The sequence below is a fragment of the Nitrospira sp. genome (assembly GCA_029194665.1).
Taxonomy (GTDB): Bacteria; Nitrospirota; Nitrospiria; order Nitrospirales; family Nitrospiraceae; genus Nitrospira_D.
Genome location: JARFXO010000008.1, coordinates 146,017 through 163,165 on the forward strand (window position 1 = coordinate 146,017; position 17,149 = coordinate 163,165).

Genomic DNA, 17,149 nt, shown 5'->3' on the forward strand with positions numbered 1-17,149 from the left:
GCCTATCGTACTGCCTTGTAGAAATCCTTGAGGCGATGGGGACTCACCCCGATCCAGTACAAGAATCGTAGGGTCCACATCAAGAAGATGGTTCTCAAGGGGCCCTGCTGTTCCCAGCGGCGGAACGATGTGGTGACCTCTTGATGAAGTGCCACGATCAGTCCAGTACGCTTCAGTCTCCGACTGAATTCAATGTCTTCCATCAATGGGATGTCAGCGAAGCCTCCGAGCTGCTCAAAGATCCGGCGGCGCACGAACAGGGCTTGATCGCCCGTGGCGATACCGCTCAATCGAGAACGCCAGTTCATGAACGCGCTGATCATGGTTCCCAAGGCTGAACGAGAGTCGAAGGCAACATCGAAGCGGCCTCCCACCACCGCAGGGCCGGTGAGCGCCGTCTCGATCATCAGCTGTGCACCGGTCGGCAATAGGGTGTCGGCATGCAAGAAGAGCAGAATGTCACCCCGGCCGGCCTTCGCCCCCTCGTTCATTTGGCGTGCCCGCCCTGCCGGAGCGGTTAGGATACGAACGTTCGATGCTTCCGCGCAAAAGACTTCGGCAATCGAGATCGTCTGATCGGTGCTTCCTCCATCAACAACGATGGCTTCGAGGATTTCATCCGTTGGTAGGGATGACAGTGTTTGTCCGATGGTCCGCTCTTCATTCAGCGTTGGAATGATGACGGAGATCGTCACCCTGGAGGTCACGGTGTGGGCTTCTTGGGCTCGACGAACATGAAATACATGACGATGACGATGGTGACCCAGAAGAGGACCTGCTTGTGCCAAAAGAGCACTTCTCCGTATTGAACGAGACCTAAGGCCAGGGTGATCGCAATGGCCATGGTTCCATAGCGGAGGATCGAAGTTTCGATGGCGGCATTGGCCCAGATCGCGAGGCCACCGAAATAGATGAGGAACGGCATGACATTGATTTCGAAACCGCCGCTGATAGACAGAAACACATTGAGAAAACCGATAAACATCAGCGCGGATCCCACCATCAAGCCAATGACGTGTATGTGATGCTCGTTCCCACCTCCCTGCTCTCCCGCGTTGGTCGGACGTGACGGGTGCGGAGGCTCGTCTTGAGGAGGTGTCGGATCGGACGGAGCCATGGCTAGACTTTAAAATGCTTACTGAGTGTCAAGGTTTGTTGTTGATAGGATGATCCCAACAGGGTTCCATAGAGCTGTTTCGGAATCCCCATCATCTTGTCATAGACGACCTTGAAAAAGGTCTGGCCATCATGGATCAAGAATGGCACGTCATGCGGACGAACTTCCAGCACAACCTGTGTACCTGTGATCTCCCCTTTCGATCCATAACCGAAGCCAGGATCGAAAAAACCGGCGTAGTGAGTCCGTAACTCTCCGCAGGCTGCTTCGTACGCCACCATTTCGGCGGCATAGCCGGCCGGCACACGGATGCGCTCCTTCGAGGCGAGGATATAAAACTCTTCCGGCTCCAATAACAAGCTATCGTGGCGATGGCGATGGAGCGGTTCCCAAAAATCAGTCGCAGCATAATGGCCGACTTTCTCGAGATCAATGACATGGCTGTTTTTCTTTGCCCGATAACCGATGACACGAGTGTCTCCTTGATCCGTTCCGGCGAGATCAATGCGGAGGAATAGACCGCGCTCAACACGAAAGTCTCGGCTGCTTACGACCGTATGGGATGTCGTATTGTGATACAGCAATGGCGTGTGTCGGTGAAGAGCCTGAAGCGCCCGGTCCTGCACAGCGGCCTCGCCGCACACAAACCGGACTTGGTTCAGCGACTGCCCCGTGCGAACTTTAATGGCAAACGAGCGTGGGACGATCTCCAGGAAGAGCCGGCCCCGATAACCGGCACGGATTTCGTCGAATCCGGAGGTGAGATCCGTCACGACCCGGGTGAAGACATCCAAGCGGCCTGTCGTGCTCTTTGGGTTCGCCCGTGCGTGGACCGTCTTTGGAAGAGCCAGCTGCTCCAGTAACGGAACGAGATACACATGGCCCTTCTCCAGAATCGCCCCGTCGGTCAGATCCATCTCGTACATCACGAGGTCCGATTGATAAAAATCCAGCACGTTCAGTCGTGAGGAGATGGCCGACAGTTCCGGCAAGAAGCTGCTGATCAGTCGATAAGCCTTGCGGCCCAGACGGAGATCGAGACTGGCCGGCTGGATCTGCCTGCCTTCGATTGTCGGAGAGGCGCTGATGGCTCGGCTTGCGATCAAGCGCTTGATGTCCTGATAGGGGAGGATACCGGCTCGGTGCGAATGGGTCGTCACAGGTCGTCCGCATCTCCGCCGCAACTGTTACCCCAGGCGGCGTAGCCGTCGCGATCGGGGTAGCTGTCGCTGCAAGCCGCATAGGCTTCTTCTGAACCATCGAGCGAGGAACGTACATCGATCAGCTGAAGCTCCCGTCGATGATCGGACTTTGGCTGGGGATAGCGGAAGGTCTTATCCTCATAATTCCGGAGAATCGCCCCATCCTCATCCAGATGGACCACGTAGTTGTCGGGCAGCAACGGGATCTTACCGCCGCCGCCCGGCGCATCGATCACGAAGTGGGGCACGGCCATTCCGCTCGTGTGGCCTTGGAGCGCCTGAATGATGCGCAGGCCCGTTTCAACGGTCGTTCGGAAATGATTCGTTCCCTTGGTCAAGTCAGCCTGATAGAGGTAATAGGGCTTCACCCGTGCAAGGAGCAGTTGATGGACGAGGCGCTTCATGATTTCCGGATCGTCGTTCACGCCTTTGAGGAGCACTGTTTGGGCTCCGAGTGGAATGCCGGCATCCGCGAGTCGGCCACAAGCGGCTTTCACTTCGGGCGTCAGCTCGTCCGGGTGATTGAAATGCAGATTCATGTAAATAGGATGGTACTTTTTGACCATGTCGCAGAGATGGGATGTGATGCGTTGCGGCAACGTTCCCGGAACCCTCGATCCGATGCGGATGATCTCCAAGTGAGGAATCGTTCGAAGCGCCTTGAATATACGTTCGAGGAGATGGTCAGGAAGCAGCAACGGGTCGCCTCCAGAGAGGATCACATCGCGCACCTCTTTGTGCTCGCGGAGATAGTCGATGGCGCGGTCCAGCTCGCCCTTCTTGAGAAAACCAGGTTTGCCGACCAGACGTTTTCTGGTACAAAACCGGCAATAGATCGGGCATTGGTTCGTGACCATCAGCAGCACTCGATCAGGGTAGCGGTGCACGAGGTGCGGCACCGGGCTCATGAGATCTTCTTCAAGGGGATCGTCGTCGGCCGCAATATCGTCCAACTCCGCCGCGTCTGGTACCACCTGTTTCCAGATCGGGTCATCCTTCGATTTGATCGTCTCGAGTACCGTCGGGGTAATCCGCATGGGATAAGGGCCGACAATCGCTTCGACCTCCTTTTCATCGATGCCGAACCGTTCGGCCAAGTCCTTGGGCTTCACGATGCTCTGAGCCAAGACTTGTCTCCAGTCTTCCATGAATCGTCCTTCGGTTGGTCAGTTAATTCGGCAAGATGGGTGTTCGTCGTCTTGGTCCAACACATCGGGCCTGGTGCGGGCTTGCGACTGGAACTCGGTTGCCGCTTCGGATCCCGCGCGCTCGGCACCATACCGCTCGTTCAGATAGGCCAGGATGTCATCGGTTTCCGTCAGAACGAGATCGCCGTCCTTGAGGACCGGCACATAGTATTGGCCGGATACCTCGTACACCTGCGTGCGCAGTCGCCTGCTGTCCGGCACGACGACCGCTTCATAGGTCAGTCCCAAATCAGCCAGTTTTTGACGGACCTCATGACAGTCAGGGCACCAATCGACATGGAAAAGAGTCACAGCCACAATCCTATTAGGCTACCAGGAAAAGGCAGAAAGTGAAACGGCCAATTTATGGTTGATCATGAGGGCGCGCATCAGGCTGATCGGAGGGCACAAGGAACCATAATGGCGTCCATCATCCCGTGAAGAATCTTCTTGTCAGCCGGGCAGAGGGTCGCCAGAATGCCGGCGAGCTCGACCTGACCCTCTGAAACAAAATAGTAGGGAGAGAGGCGTACGCGGCCTGACATGCGTGCCATGGTCTGTTCGTCGTTTTGCACAAAGTCCATTTCAAATAACCGCCCCTTATGGAACTCTTGCAAGATATAGGGTGTCGTCGGGAATGATGCGAGCGCATTCCGCAGCGCCTGGACCCATTCGACTTGGGGCAGGTCATGTCCGATCGACACGCCGCGACTTCCCCAAGCGAGTGTGGAAAATCCGGAAGGCTTGACGACGAAACGGCGCTCCTTTTGCGTGGCCGTCTCGAGATCGGCCCAGTTTGAAACCGCACGTCCACTGATCCGTAGGCCGGGAATCGTCGCGATTGCAGGAAGCGGTGCTGGGTCGATCAGCCAGGTCTTGGGCATGATGGTGCTTAAATGAAGCAGGCAGTCGGTCCCCAGTTCCTTTTCCCAGAATGGACGAAGCATAGGATGGTGGAGCAGTGCGAACGCAGATTTTTCTTCCAGTGTCGGCTTGTAAGGCGGCGTCACGGACACCCAGCCTTTCTTCGCGGCATATTGAACGAGCTCGGCCTTGGGAATATTCAATAGGTCAAACAGTTCATAAAAGCGATAGACCATGCTGACGGCTTGTTCGCTGCCGTCCACATGCAGCCGAAGCCCTTCTTCTGTAAAGCGAACCTCATGCGGCTCGACACACCAGACGGGCAGCTTCTCTTCGCGGAGTTCAGCGGCCAACCAGGACATTTCCTGCCGATAGTCCTTGGATTCATCCGAGACCAGGATCGCAATGCATCCTTCGCGCCGGCCTCGCAAAGATTGCAGCATGCGGGCAAATCCTCGCACCATCCCGTCTCGTCCCCCGATGAGCTGGGAATCACTGCCATCAAGGTCGTGATAGATGTACGAGAGGCAGGCGGTGAGCCCGATGCCGCCCGGAACCGAATCCAGCTCGGTGATGACCATGCCGTTCTCTGTGGGAATCACATCGGGCCTGATGACGGCGGGCAGGGCATCGCGAAACCGTTTCATTCGGCTGTACTGCACCAAGGCTTCCGGCTTGCCTTGATCAAGGTATCGTGCAACCCAGGGTGGTTGAATTCCTTTGACGCTCTCGTTGTAGAGCCGGTTCAGCGCTTGATAGAACGAGAGCAGTTGTGGCCCCAAATCGGTGAAGAACTGCAATTGATCAGAGGACAGGTAAAACGGACAGGGGCTGACTCGCCACGAGGTCGCCGTCTCCAAGCCTGAAGACGGCTGCTGAACAGATAGGGCGGCTGGAACTCTAAACAGATTGGCGTGGCGCAATCGCGTGCGGATGGCAGTGCAGCGATCGCGCGCGGCCTCTGGAGAAAACGTCGGGCAGGGGGCTTCGGTCTGGGACAAGGGAGGAACCATTAGTTACGTTTCGGCCTAAAGGACATACGGCATCCGATGGTGCAAAGGGACTTCATGCTAACACGCACGTCAGAGACCGACAAGAGGCCGACGGACTACCCGAAGAGGATATGGTATACGGAGCAATGTGACAGGTCGCAAGATGGTTAGAAGCGAACCTTCCTTGCTACCGTCAGCCATGCATCGTATGATTGGCTCTCGATGGATCTCATTACAGTGGATTCCAAACAAGCAATAAAGGTTCTGCCTCAGCTGGTCCCCGATTCCGCGTGTTTTCGTTGTGATGTCTGTTGTCGTTTTCCGGAAGCCGACAGCTTTCTCCGCCCGTACTTTACGAGTGCGGAAATCAACGATGCCGTGGCACATGGAGTTCCCGAGTCGTTCTTTCCCAACAAGGCTGGCTCGCAGGTCCATCTTGTCGAGAATCCAACCGGCGAAGGGTATCTCTGTCCTGCGTTTGATTCGAAGTCAGGCCTTTGTGGAATCTACGACGTTCGCCCATTGGATTGTCGGCTGTACCCGTTGGCGTTGATGTGGGACGCGTCTGGTCGAGAAGTCCAGCTTGGTTGGGATTCCAAGTGTCCATTCGTTCGCGACGCGCACTCAAGTGCAATTCGCGAGTATGGGGATCGTGTTGCCACCTTCCTTGCGGATGAGGCGATCGTGGAAGCGATTGCGGCTCATCCTCGTCTCGTCGGTCGGTTTCAGGAGGATGTGGTCGTTCTCAAGGCGCTCCCGCACCTGACGGTTCGGCTTGGTCCTAAGCCGGTGGATCCTCAGCTCCGTCCGTTGACGTTGCAGGACGCAGCCGGTTTTGCAAAGGCGCTCGATCGTGCTCAGGTGATCGGCCATGACACGCCGGCCGCCTTTGCGTTTCCCTACCACTATATATGGACATCGCTGCTTCCCTACTGGTGGATGGAGTTCGATCACACGTTGTTTCTTTTTGCCGAGTCTCCGGACGGATGGTTCATGCCGCTTCCACCCCTCGGAGCCGGGCCGCTGGATCAGGCGGTGGAGGAAGCATTCGCGCTGATGCGGTCGTGGAACGGACCGTCGCCGGTGAGTCGTATCGAAAACGTGATGGAGTCCCAAAGACGGCTGCTGGAGTGCGACAGGATCCAATTCCGTCGGAAAGAAGGAGACTATCTCTACCCGGTTGAGGCTCTAGTTGCCTTGGCCGGAGACCATTACAAATCCCAACGGGCGCTCTGCAATCGTGTGGCCAGAGAACGGGTGATCACGAGCGAACCGTATCGTGCCGGCCACCAAGCCGGCTGCACGCTTCTGTATCGACGGTGGGCCCAGCAGAAACGCCGGGGAAACCTCGATCAGATGGGGGCGCTGCTTCTGGAGGATGCGGAAATGGCCCATGCGCTCGTCTTTGAAGAGCATGAACGGATCGGCTTGTCTGGTACGATCGTGAGGGTCAACGGTGACATCGCCGCCTATACCTTCGGCTACCGGCTGACTCCTCTAACCTGGTGCATCCTGCTGGAGGTCGCGGATCGTTCTATCACAGGCCTGGCGCAGTGGCTCTTCCGTGACACCTGTCGAACTGCCCTGGCCCAAGGAGCGGCCTCTATCAATGCCATGGATGATGGAGGTCTTCCGGGACTCCGTGCTGCCAAATCGGCTTACCATCCGACCGCAGTCCTCGATACCTGGACAATCACAAGGACGACTACATGACCCAACCGGATGAGCGAAACGCAGCAACAGCTCGACGGTATGAGTGGTTGATGTTCGTGATGGTCTTACTCACGCTGTTCACCCTGGGTGTGGGAACATTCCTGCTCGGCCATGTTGAGCGGAGCATCGTGGCGGCTGTCTGGCTCCCTCTGTTGGTGCTCTTATTATGGTCGACGATTCGATTGCGTGCCGAATACCGGCAGGCTCAACAGGAAAGTGCTTGGGCTCGTGCCGCCGAGGCGGCCTTACTACAAAGTCAGGAACGCAATCGAGCGATTGTCGATACGGCACTTGATGGAGTCATCACCATCGACGCCGCCGGAATCGTGACGGAATGGAATGCCCAAGCGACCGTCATCTTCGGATGGACTCGCGAAGAGGCGATGGGGAAATTGCTCTCGGACACCATCATCCCTGAGCGAGATCGAGAGGCGCATATTCAAGGGATCAGGGAGTATCTCAAGACCGGAGTCGGCCCTGTGCTGAATCGTCGGATCGAGATCGCTGCGCGCCATAAGGAAGGCCACGAGTTCCCGGTCGAGCTCGCTGTGTCGCCGGCGCGTATCGGTGAAGCGTATATCTTCAGCGCGTTTGTGCGAGACATTACCGATCGTCGTCGGGCTGAACGACGGCTCGCGTCCCAATATGCGGTGACACGAGTCCTCTCCGAGGCCCTGACGCTGGAAGAAGCGGTGCCAAGAATCACTCAGGCAGTCGGCGAAAGCCTTGAGTGGGACGTAGGTTTATTTTGGCGATTGGATAAACAATCGGGAACATTGCGGTGTCTCCATCATTGGCAAGCGGAGACCATCTGCGCTGAGGCATTCATTGCCGCGAAGCAGCTCCAGAGCTTCAAGCTAGGGGCTGGGCTGCCGGGTCGAATTTGGGAAAGCGGACGACCGATGTGGATCAGAGATGTGACCTGCGATCCCGTGTTTGTTTTGGCGGATGTCGCTGCCAAGGCCGGACTTCATGGCGCGTTCGGGTTTCCGATCCGTATCGCCGGTGAAGTCGAGGGCGTCATCGAGTTCTTCAGCGATCAGGTTCGTGAGCCCGATGGCGAGTTGCTCAGTATGATCACCGATGTCGGCCTCAAGATCGGGCAATTCGGCGAACGGACGAGAGCCGAAGAGGCGTTGCGCCTGACGGAGGCACAACTGCGCCAAGCGCAGAAGATGGAGGCTGTGGGGCGGCTCGCTGGTGGTGTCGCCCATGATTTTAACAATCTGCTGACGGTGATTCGAGGATACAGCGAACTGGTCCTGAGTCGCTTGGGGTCGGCAGATCCTGCCCGACGCGAGATGGCAGAAGTCAAGAAAGCCGCCGATCGTGCTGCCGGCCTGACCAGCCAACTGCTGGCATTCAGCCGCCGGCAATTTGTGGCGGCGAAGATCGTGGATTTGAACGCGATCGTCATGAACATGGACGGGATGCTGAGGCGGTTGTTGGGGGAGGACATCATTGAGCTCTGTGCCGACCTGGAGCCGCAGTTGGGATCGATCAAGGCAGATCCGGGGCAGATCGAGCAAGTGATCATGAACCTGGCTGTGAATGCTCGAGATGCCATGCCGACCGGAGGTAAGCTGACGATCGAAACCAGGAACGTCACGATCGGAAAGGGCCCTCGGCGTGAAACGACGACGCTCGATGTGGGAACCTACGTGCTCCTGGTGATCAGGGACACCGGCCATGGGATGAGCGAAGAAACTCAATCGCATTTATTCGAGCCGTTTTTTACTACGAAGGAAAAAGGGAAGGGGACAGGACTTGGGTTGTCCACGGTGTACGGTATCGTGAAGCAAAGCGGCGGAACGATCGGGATCGAGAGCAAGCCGGGACAGGGCACCATCTGCAAGATCTTTTTCCCGAAGGTGGATCAGGCCGCAGAGGCAGCTCCAATCGTCAGCGGACCAGTGGGCGGAGCGATCGGGCGAGAAACGATACTCGTGGTTGAGGACGACCCGTCGGTGCGCGGACTCGTGCAGGAAGCGCTTCGCATCAGTGGGTACGAAGTGTTGGTGGCGCGTCATGGCATCGAAGCGCTCCTGACCGGTGCGAAGCACCTGGGCCCGATCCATTTATTGCTGACAGACGTCGCGATGCCGCAGATGAGCGGGCCGGAGGTGGCAGAAAAACTGATGGTGGTTCGGCCCGAGATCAAGGTCTTGTACATGTCCGGCTACCCCGATCATCCGGTGTTCGAACAGGGTGGGGTCAAACGAGACACGGCCTTTCTTCAGAAACCCTTCACGCCCAATCTATTGACCCAAAAAGTTCGTGAAGTGTTGGATGGAAAGAAGGTCGCCTAACAGCCTGGTGAAAAACCATTTTGCTACTCCATACCTCTCGATCTGTCCGAGGTCGCACACCTGTTTCTAGGCTCCCGGCTGTTATGCTTCATGCCGTTGACTTGCGCAACTCAGATAAGGCTTCGAGAATTTCTGCTGGACGAGGCGGACAGCCGGGGATACGGATATCCACGGGAATATGCCGTTCCACAGGCCCGGTCACTGCATAGCTGCCTTTGAACATGCCGCAGTCGATCGCACAGTCGCCGAGTGCAATGACAATTTTCGGGTCAGGAGTTTGCTTGTGGACGTCTTTCAACGCGCGCTCCATGTTGACGGTGACCGGTCCGGTCACCACCAAGGCATCGGCATGGCGGGGCGAGGCTGCGATATGAATGCCGAACCGTTCGGCATCGTACACAGGATTCAAGAGCGCGTTCATCTCCATCTCACAGGCGTTGCACGAGCCGGTATCTACTTCGCGGATCGCGAGCGACCGTTTGAAGAGCGTGGATTTTTCTTTGGCCTCCGGGATAACCGGTAGCAGAGGCTTCTCCGCTCCTCGATACTGACCCGTCACAACCCCGATTTTCAAACTCTTCTTGATGATACGGAACATGTTCGGCCTCCTACAGGTCGTTTCCAGCGTATGAGAGATTGAAGCTCTTGTTGATGAGAGGAAAGTCCGGGATGATATTCCCCGGCACGGCCCATTGAATCGCGGGCCAATTCACGAACGAGGGGTCACGGACTTTGCAACGATGAATCCGGCCGCCTTCTCCTGCCATCACCATATAAAGGATTTCCCCTCGCCAACCTTCGACCGCTGACAGAGTCCAGTCACCTGGGTTCGGCAAATGGCTTGGTTCATTTGCGACTGGTCCGTCCGGGATCTTGCTGCGAATCTCGCGAATGAGGCGAATGGATTCGTGGATCTCATCGCCGCGAACGCGCAATCTGGCTCTTACGTCACCATAGCGATACAGAGCCACATTCACTGGTAGTTCGTCATACGCAGCGAACGGGCGATCACGTCTTAGATCGCAATCCATGCCCGAGGCTCGCCCCACGACGCCCATCACCGCATGATCCCATGCCGCTTGCTCGTGGAGGATCCCTGTCGTTTCCAGGCGATCGGTAAGAGAAGCGTTCGCAAAAATGATGGCTCCCACCTCGGAGAAGTCCGGCTGGATTCGGTTCAGCTCATCCACAATGTCGGTGAGTTGTCGGTTCTCGATGTCCCGAGTCACTCCTCCGACCCGGATGGCACCCCGAAGGAACCGTGAACCTGTGAGCCGATCATTGAGCTGCATGATCCGCTCTTTCATCCGGCCACAATGCGCATGGGCGAGCGCATACGCTGTATCGTTGCACATGGCGCCGATGTCGCCGAGATGATTGTACAGTCGTTCCAGCTCCAAAAAGAGAGCACGAAGGTACCTGGCGCGCCGAGGCACCTGGAGGCCCAAAAGCGTTTCAACCGCCTGGCAATAGGCGAGACTATGTCCTACCGTTGTGTCCCCGGACACGCGTTCGGCCAGCGGTACCGCCCCGATCAGCATCTGCTCCTCAAAAAGCTTTTCCACACCGCGGTGTTTCCAAAAATGGCGCAGCTCGAGCTGCATGATCGGTTCGCCGGCCACGGAAAACCGAAAATGTCCGGACTCGATGATCCCGGCGTGGATCGGGCCCACCGGCACCTCAAACACACCTTCTCCTTCGATGCGTCGGAAGTGATGCTCACCCTGCCGTCGACCGAGCACGCGGTCCCAGGGAAAGTCTTTCCTGAGGGGGTGCGTCCCCTTCGGCCAGTGCTCGTGTCGGACCAGACGTCGCAGGTCCGGGTGCCCCTCGGGAATGAGCCCGAACAGGTCGCGAATCTCTCGCTCATACCACTTGGCGGCATGAACGTGCGGCGTAATGGATGGGAACAGCCGATCGTTGCCTGTGAGCTCAATGGACAACACCACCCAGTGGCGGGACGCCTCTAGAGTGAACAGGTAATGAAGCCCGTAGCTGTCACGAGCAGGGCGATGATCACAGGCCCATATGAGTGTCAGCCGGCCGCGCAAGGTCGGCTGGGTATGCAGGTAGCGAGTGATCGCTGGAAGTAGGTCCTTAGGAACCTGGAAATGCGAAGATTCTCCGCAGACCGGGTCGCCCTGCACAATGGCCGGGAACGCGGCTTTGAGTAGGTCGTCACAGGGCCGGGCCTCTGTCATGACAGTCCTCTCCTATTGGATTACAAGCAGCATGGTCGCCTGTTCCAAAAGTTGCTGTATGGGCGGCGGCAGGAAAAAACTGAATACCACCAGTGCTCCGGCAAGAAAAATGATCGGCAAATGACCCAATGTCCAGGTTTCTGCCCGGAGGATTCCTTCCGGCGGCGTACCCCAAACCATCCCGGTCATGCGATAAAGCAATCCACCAAATGCGAGAACCGCAGCCATGAGAAATACCGCAGCCAATGCTATCCGCCCGAATTGGTCCGACAATGGAACGGTCACCATGCCCTCGGTACTGGTGAACCACATTCCCGGAACCCCTTGCGAGGCGAGGGCCGTGACGACTTGGGTTTCGCTGGCAAATGATGAGAACGGAGGAAGCGCCGATAGGGCCAATCCTGAGATCATCAGCGCCATTGCCGTCCAGGGCAGGGCAGTCGCCACCCCCTGCACCTGATCGATTTCCACGGTGTGAAAGCGACGATGAATGTTGCCCGCAGCAAAAAACGCCATCGACTTGGCAAATGCATGATTCAACAGATGAAACAGTCCGCCGAAGGTTCCCACTGCTCCCCCGACTCCGAATCCAATCATGGCGATCCCCATGTGCTCGATGCTGGAATAGGCAAACAATCGTTTGTAGTTGTGCTGGATAAGAATGAAGAATGCCGCAGTCACCAATGAGGCAAATCCGAGCAACCCCAACAGCCCGCCGGTGAAGGCAAACGGCACCGCATGATCGATGATCATCCTCATCCTCAGAATTGCATAGACCGCGACCACTTCGAGGACGCCTGCGAGCATGGCTACCACTGGAGCCGGCGCTTCCGTATAGGCATCCGGCAACCAGCTATGCATCGGGACAAGCCCCACCTTGGTCCCATAGCCGACCAGAATGAAAATGAAGGCCAGCTTCAACACATGCGGATTGAGTCGGTCGGCCACGGGGAGCAGTTGCGTCACATTCAATGCCTGGCTGACATCAGTGAGCACATGAAGCGACGAATAATACAGAAGCACGACACCGAACAATGCGAGCGATATTCCGACTGAACACAAAATGAGATATTTCCACCCTGCCTCCAGCGACTCTCGTCGTCGCCAAAAGGCGATCAGAAAGGTTGTGGCGAGCGTCGTCGCCTCAATGGCGACCCACTGCACCCCGACACTATTCGCGATGGTTGCAACTACCATGGCAAGTAAAAACATATGAAAAAGAAAAAAGAACAAGTTGAGCCTTGTAGACGCGATGACGCCCCGCGCCACTTGTTCATCCATGTAGGATCGCATATAGAACGAAGATGCCAGTCCGACCACTCCGATGATGAAGAGAATGAAGGTCGACAATGCATCGAGATACACCAACTGCTCCAAAGCCGTGAATGGGCCGTCTTTCAGCATAGTTCGGGTGATCATGATTTCTGCCGTCACGAGAACGGTCATGCTCATGAGGTTGATCGTGTGGAGCAGCGCGGAACGGTGAACGACCAAGCTCAACCCTCCCGCGAATAGCGGCGCCGCTACCAAGGCCACGACCTCGATCATCAACGGATCCTCCGCTATTCTTTCAGCACGGTAAGTTGATTCGTGTCCACGCTGTCGAACGCGTCCTGTAAGCGGTTCGTATAGATCCCCGCGATCAATGTCGCGATGAGTACGTCAAAGAACACACCCAATTCGACGATCAACGGCATCCCGTATGTGGCGGCGGTGGCGCCCAAGAACAAACCGTTTTCCAGCACCAGAAAACCGACCAGTTGCGTCACGGCCTTTTGTCTCGCGATCATCGTAAACAATCCGATGAGCACGATCGCGAGGGCGATGGCCAGAGAATCCCTCGTGAGCAGAAAGCCCAACGGAATGATCGGCTGGGAGATGAAGAAGGCCAGCATGACCAGTCCGCCGCAGATCAACAGCCCGGCCGGAACAGTGACGTACATCACCAATTCTCGCTTGACGTTGAGGCGGTCAATGACTTTCTTGAGGACCCGAGGAATGATGATCACCTTGATGACACCGGTCAGCGCCGCCGCAACGTAGAGGTGCTGGTTCCCGGTCAAATAGGCCACCAGTGCCGTCGTCACAACGAGAAAAGCCGACTGAAGCGCGAACAGGTCGACGCAGGCCGAGAGCCGCCGTTGCGCCACAATCGCGAAACAGGTCAACAAGAGCAAGGCCGAGCACAAGTCGACAAGTTGCGATCCACTGTAAGAAAGAACCTGCATCCGCTCAGCTCCGAAGAGTATAAAAGAACAGCAGGCCGAGCAGCCCGAGGATAAACGCAACGCCCAAAAGATCCGTGACGCGGAACAACCGCAATTTTGCGAACATACATTCGATAATTCCGATCACCACCGCGAGTGCTGCAGTCTTCGCCAGGTAGACCAGAAGTCCGATCATCATTGCGGCAGGCGCTGCAGTGGTCGCAATTCCCCAAGGAGCGAAGACGTTGGCAATCAACGAAAGGAACAGGGCCAACTTCAGACCAGCCGCCCATTCAAGCAAGGCGAGATAGCGTCCCGAGTACTCCAGGATCATGGCTTCATGAATCATCGTGAGTTCGAGATGCGTCGCTGGATTATCGACCGGCACCCGTCCTGTCTCTGCGAGCGCCACGATAAAGAGGGCCGCCAACGCCATCAGCTGCGGGGAAGGGTCCGTTACGGTACCTTCCAGCAGCGCGGTCCTATGGACGATCGTGCTCAAGTTCGTCGAACCATTGGTCAGAGCGATCGCAAAGATAGAGAGGATCATGGCCGGTTCGGTCAGGGATGCAACGATTGCCTCGCGACTGCTTCCCATCCCGCCGAACGCTGATCCAGCATCGAGGCCCGCAAGAATCAGGAAAAACGTTCCCAATGCCAGGAGATACACAAGCGCGATGATGTTTCCCGCAAAGTTCATGGGATTCAGCGAGATGAACGTCGGAACCAATAAACCAGCAGAAAGTGTGGAGGCGAACACGATGTAGGGTGTCGCTGTAAAAACCCAAGAGGCGGTCGTCGAGATGACCGGCTGCTTCTGGAAGAGCTTAGCCAGGTCAGCGTAAGGCTGGAGGACGCTCGCGCCCCGTCGTAATTGCAGACGTGCTTTGACCTTGCGGATCAGACCGACAAGAAACGGCGAGACGGCCAGTAAGACCGTCACTTGAGCAAGAACGAGAATGATCGCCTGTAGCATCAATTACACCGCGAGCAACAACAAGAGGATGAGGGTGACGAAGATATAGGTCAGATAAAGATGTAGGCTTCCTGCCTGGATCACTCTCAGCCGGTCAGCCAGCGTCGTGAAGAAGGCTACCAGGGGATCGTAGAGATACTTCTCAAAAATCGGTTCGATGTGAAATTCAAAGTGGCGTCGTTTGGCAAAGTATCGCGACTCATGCAGAAACTCCGTCTCGAGTTTGGCCGTCGGCTGGTAAACAGTACTGAAGACGCGCTTGATCGGCTGGACGAAACCGGTTGCGGTGTATTCCATCCGAGGTGTGAGGTTGATTCCGCAGCTCCAGGTCTTATAACGGCGTTTTCTTAGACGTCCGCCGAACGTGACGGCCAATCCCCATCCCAGCAGCGCCAGCGCCATGAGTAGCAGCGAGAGCGCCGGTGTGGACAAGCTTGAGAATTCGACATTCACCGGCGCAAGAGCCCATCCATCCATCGCCAGCACCTTACCTTCAATCGATATTCCCGCCAGAGGAGCGACGACACGATCCAACAGCGGCAGCATCACCATCGGCGCGACTCCCAGCACCACACAGAAGGCGGCTAGGAGACCCATCCCGACAAGCATAGGGGCCGGCACTTCTTCAGCGTGGCGTGCCTGCGTACTTCGCGCCAGTGCGAGAAACGAAATCCCGAAAGCTTTTGCGAAGCAAGCCAGAGCCAGTACGCCGGTCAAGGCCAGGATAGCAGCGGCGATGGGCAGCATCAGTTTGAGAAACGCCGTCGGAAGCTGATAACTCAGAAAGAGACTTTGGAAGACCAGCCACTCGCTCACAAATCCATTCGTGGGAGGAAGTGCGGAAATCGAGACTGCTCCGACCAAAAAAAAGACTCCCGTCCAGGGCATGCGCCGAAGCAAGCCGCCATATTCCTCGATGTTACGTACATGAGTCGCATAGAGCAGCGAGCCGGCGCCTAGGAACAGCAGAGCCTTGAACATCGCGTGATTGATCGTGTGGTACAGCCCCGCCAGCAGTCCGAGAGCGGCCAGTTCCTTCAACCCGTAGGACTGAAAGACCATGCCGGCTCCGATTCCCAACAAGATGATTCCGATGTTTTCTACACTATGAAAGGCGAGGAGTCTCTTGAGGTCATGCTCCATCAACGCGTACATCACGCCCAGCAACGCTGATGTTGCTCCTAGGAACAGCACGGTGAACCCCCACCACCAGGGAAACTGGCCACCGAGAAAATCGAAATACACCCGAATCAGGGCATAGATCGCGGTCTTAATCATAACGCCGGACATCAGAGCCGAAATATGTGACGGTGCCGCGGGGTGAGCATAGGGCAGCCAGACATGGAGCGGTACGATACCCGCTTTTGTGCCGAAGCCGATCAAGGCCATCAGAAAGGCGAGCGTTCTCATGCCCTCCGGTAGGGACTGGTTAGGATGCCGGAAAATTTCAAAGGAGAACGACCCGGCACCCTGGAAGAGGATCAGGAATGCCACGATGATGAACGCCGTTCCGACATGCGTCATGATCAAGTAGAACAATCCCGCATAGCGGACCTCGGTTTTTTCATGCTCCGTCACCACGAGGAAATAGGAGAGCAACGACATCAGTTCCCATGCGATGAGGAAAAAGAAGCCGTTGTCCGCGAGCACCACCAGGGTCATGGAACAAAGAAACCCATTGAAGAGGGATCCAATCGTCGAGACTGATGCGCGCCCATCAAAATGCCGCACGTATCCAAGGGCATAAATCGAAGCGGCGAGACCCGCGAGGGAGATGGTCAAAAGAAAGAATGCGGCCAGTGGATCAATTCGAATCGTGAAGGCGAGCAGGGGAATCGTCGATGCTAGTGAGCCGGTGATGAATCCCGAAGACGTGAGGCCAAGGAGCCCGAGAACGACACCTGCGCTGGTTGCCACGACGGCGGGGACACCGGCAGAGAGACTTTGAACTTCAGCTCGTCGGGGGAGACAGAATGGGAGCAGTATACCGACGACATAGCTGCCGAGAAGAATCCATAACAGGTTCAGCATGCGATCGGTTGAGGTCCTCGTGCTCTTGTCGGATTACCTCAGGACGATTGAATGTTGCGGTTCATCCGCAACATTGGCTGAGATACAGGAGCGATCGCTCATCTGCGATTGGCGCATGCCGAGTTGTTCAGCGGGCCACGAATCCTGCGTCTCAACCACCCACAACTACATGTACAACCGTTACCAACAGTGCGATAACCAGCATCGTGTAGCAAGTCATTTTCAAATCCTGCCATGCCCGCGTTTCATTGTTTTTCACGATCAGCCTCCTGCTTACTGAAATCCGGACTTGAGTGGTGAGTATGTGTAATGCCGTTCGGCTTACGGCACTCAACGCGCGGTCCGGTCAT

At 56.5% G+C, this 17,149-nt stretch carries 14 protein-coding genes; 2 read left to right on the plus strand and 12 right to left on the minus strand.

Annotated features, from left to right (window positions below; all coding sequences use genetic code 11):
* Positions 1 to 2: 2 nt before the first annotated feature.
* The 6 genes from P0119_21850 to P0119_21875 form a co-directional block, all read right to left on the minus strand.
* On the minus strand, positions 3 to 707 hold the full coding sequence (locus P0119_21850) for a TIGR04283 family arsenosugar biosynthesis glycosyltransferase (GenBank protein MDF0668704.1): 705 nt from the start codon (positions 705 to 707) through the stop codon (positions 3 to 5).
* Entirely contained in the window at positions 704 to 1,117 is a 414-nt protein-coding gene (locus P0119_21855; GenBank protein MDF0668705.1) for a hypothetical protein, read from the minus strand. Before P0119_21855 ends, P0119_21850 begins: the two co-directional genes overlap by 4 nt.
* Before the next feature lie 2 nt (positions 1,118 to 1,119).
* Complete coding sequence (locus tag P0119_21860; GenBank protein MDF0668706.1) at positions 1,120 to 2,277, minus strand: 2'-deoxycytidine 5'-triphosphate deaminase; 1,158 nt, start codon at positions 2,275 to 2,277, stop codon at positions 1,120 to 1,122.
* Positions 2,274 to 3,467, minus strand: coding sequence for a KamA family radical SAM protein (locus P0119_21865; protein MDF0668707.1), 1,194 nt, complete (start codon positions 3,465 to 3,467; stop codon positions 2,274 to 2,276). The genes P0119_21860 and P0119_21865 overlap by 4 nt, the downstream gene beginning before the upstream one ends.
* An 18-nt stretch (positions 3,468 to 3,485) precedes the next feature.
* Positions 3,486 to 3,818 (minus strand): glutathione S-transferase N-terminal domain-containing protein, encoded by a 333-nt coding sequence (locus P0119_21870; GenBank protein ID MDF0668708.1) that lies wholly within the window; start codon positions 3,816 to 3,818, stop codon positions 3,486 to 3,488.
* A gap of 77 nt (positions 3,819 to 3,895) precedes the next feature.
* Entirely contained in the window at positions 3,896 to 5,371 is a 1,476-nt protein-coding gene (locus P0119_21875) for a hypothetical protein (GenBank protein ID MDF0668709.1), read from the minus strand.
* 213 nt (positions 5,372 to 5,584) lie between these two features.
* Between P0119_21875 and P0119_21880 the strand changes: the two genes are divergently transcribed.
* Positions 5,585 to 7,075 (plus strand): phosphatidylglycerol lysyltransferase domain-containing protein, encoded by a 1,491-nt coding sequence (locus P0119_21880; protein MDF0668710.1) that lies wholly within the window; start codon positions 5,585 to 5,587, stop codon positions 7,073 to 7,075.
* Positions 7,072 to 9,384 (plus strand): PAS domain S-box protein, encoded by a 2,313-nt coding sequence (locus tag P0119_21885; protein ID MDF0668711.1) that lies wholly within the window; start codon positions 7,072 to 7,074, stop codon positions 9,382 to 9,384. Before P0119_21880 ends, P0119_21885 begins: the two co-directional genes overlap by 4 nt.
* A gap of 88 nt (positions 9,385 to 9,472) precedes the next feature.
* Here the strand turns inward: P0119_21885 and P0119_21890 are convergent, their stop codons facing one another.
* Genes P0119_21890 through hyfB form a run of 6 tightly spaced genes read right to left on the minus strand, consistent with a single transcriptional unit; the run spans position 9,473 to position 16,799 of the window.
* Positions 9,473 to 9,982 carry an NADH-quinone oxidoreductase subunit B family protein gene (locus tag P0119_21890; protein ID MDF0668712.1) on the minus strand — a complete coding sequence of 170 codons (510 nt, stop codon included), beginning with the start codon at positions 9,980 to 9,982 and terminating at the stop codon, positions 9,473 to 9,475.
* A 10-nt stretch (positions 9,983 to 9,992) separates the two neighbouring features.
* Positions 9,993 to 11,585 (minus strand): NADH-quinone oxidoreductase subunit C, encoded by a 1,593-nt coding sequence (locus tag P0119_21895; GenBank protein MDF0668713.1) that lies wholly within the window; start codon positions 11,583 to 11,585, stop codon positions 9,993 to 9,995.
* Between the two features lie 12 nt (positions 11,586 to 11,597).
* Positions 11,598 to 13,133, minus strand: coding sequence for a proton-conducting transporter membrane subunit (locus P0119_21900; protein ID MDF0668714.1), 1,536 nt, complete (start codon positions 13,131 to 13,133; stop codon positions 11,598 to 11,600).
* A gap of 14 nt (positions 13,134 to 13,147) precedes the next feature.
* Positions 13,148 to 13,813 (minus strand): hydrogenase, encoded by a 666-nt coding sequence (locus P0119_21905; GenBank protein ID MDF0668715.1) that lies wholly within the window; start codon positions 13,811 to 13,813, stop codon positions 13,148 to 13,150.
* A 4-nt stretch (positions 13,814 to 13,817) separates the two neighbouring features.
* A complete protein-coding gene (locus tag P0119_21910; GenBank protein MDF0668716.1) occupies positions 13,818 to 14,768 on the minus strand; it encodes an NADH-quinone oxidoreductase subunit H in 951 nt (316 codons plus the stop codon).
* Between the two features lie 3 nt (positions 14,769 to 14,771).
* Positions 14,772 to 16,799 carry a hydrogenase 4 subunit B gene (gene hyfB, locus P0119_21915; protein ID MDF0668717.1) on the minus strand — a complete coding sequence of 676 codons (2,028 nt, stop codon included), beginning with the start codon at positions 16,797 to 16,799 and terminating at the stop codon, positions 14,772 to 14,774.
* Positions 16,800 to 17,149: the final 350 nt, after the last annotated feature.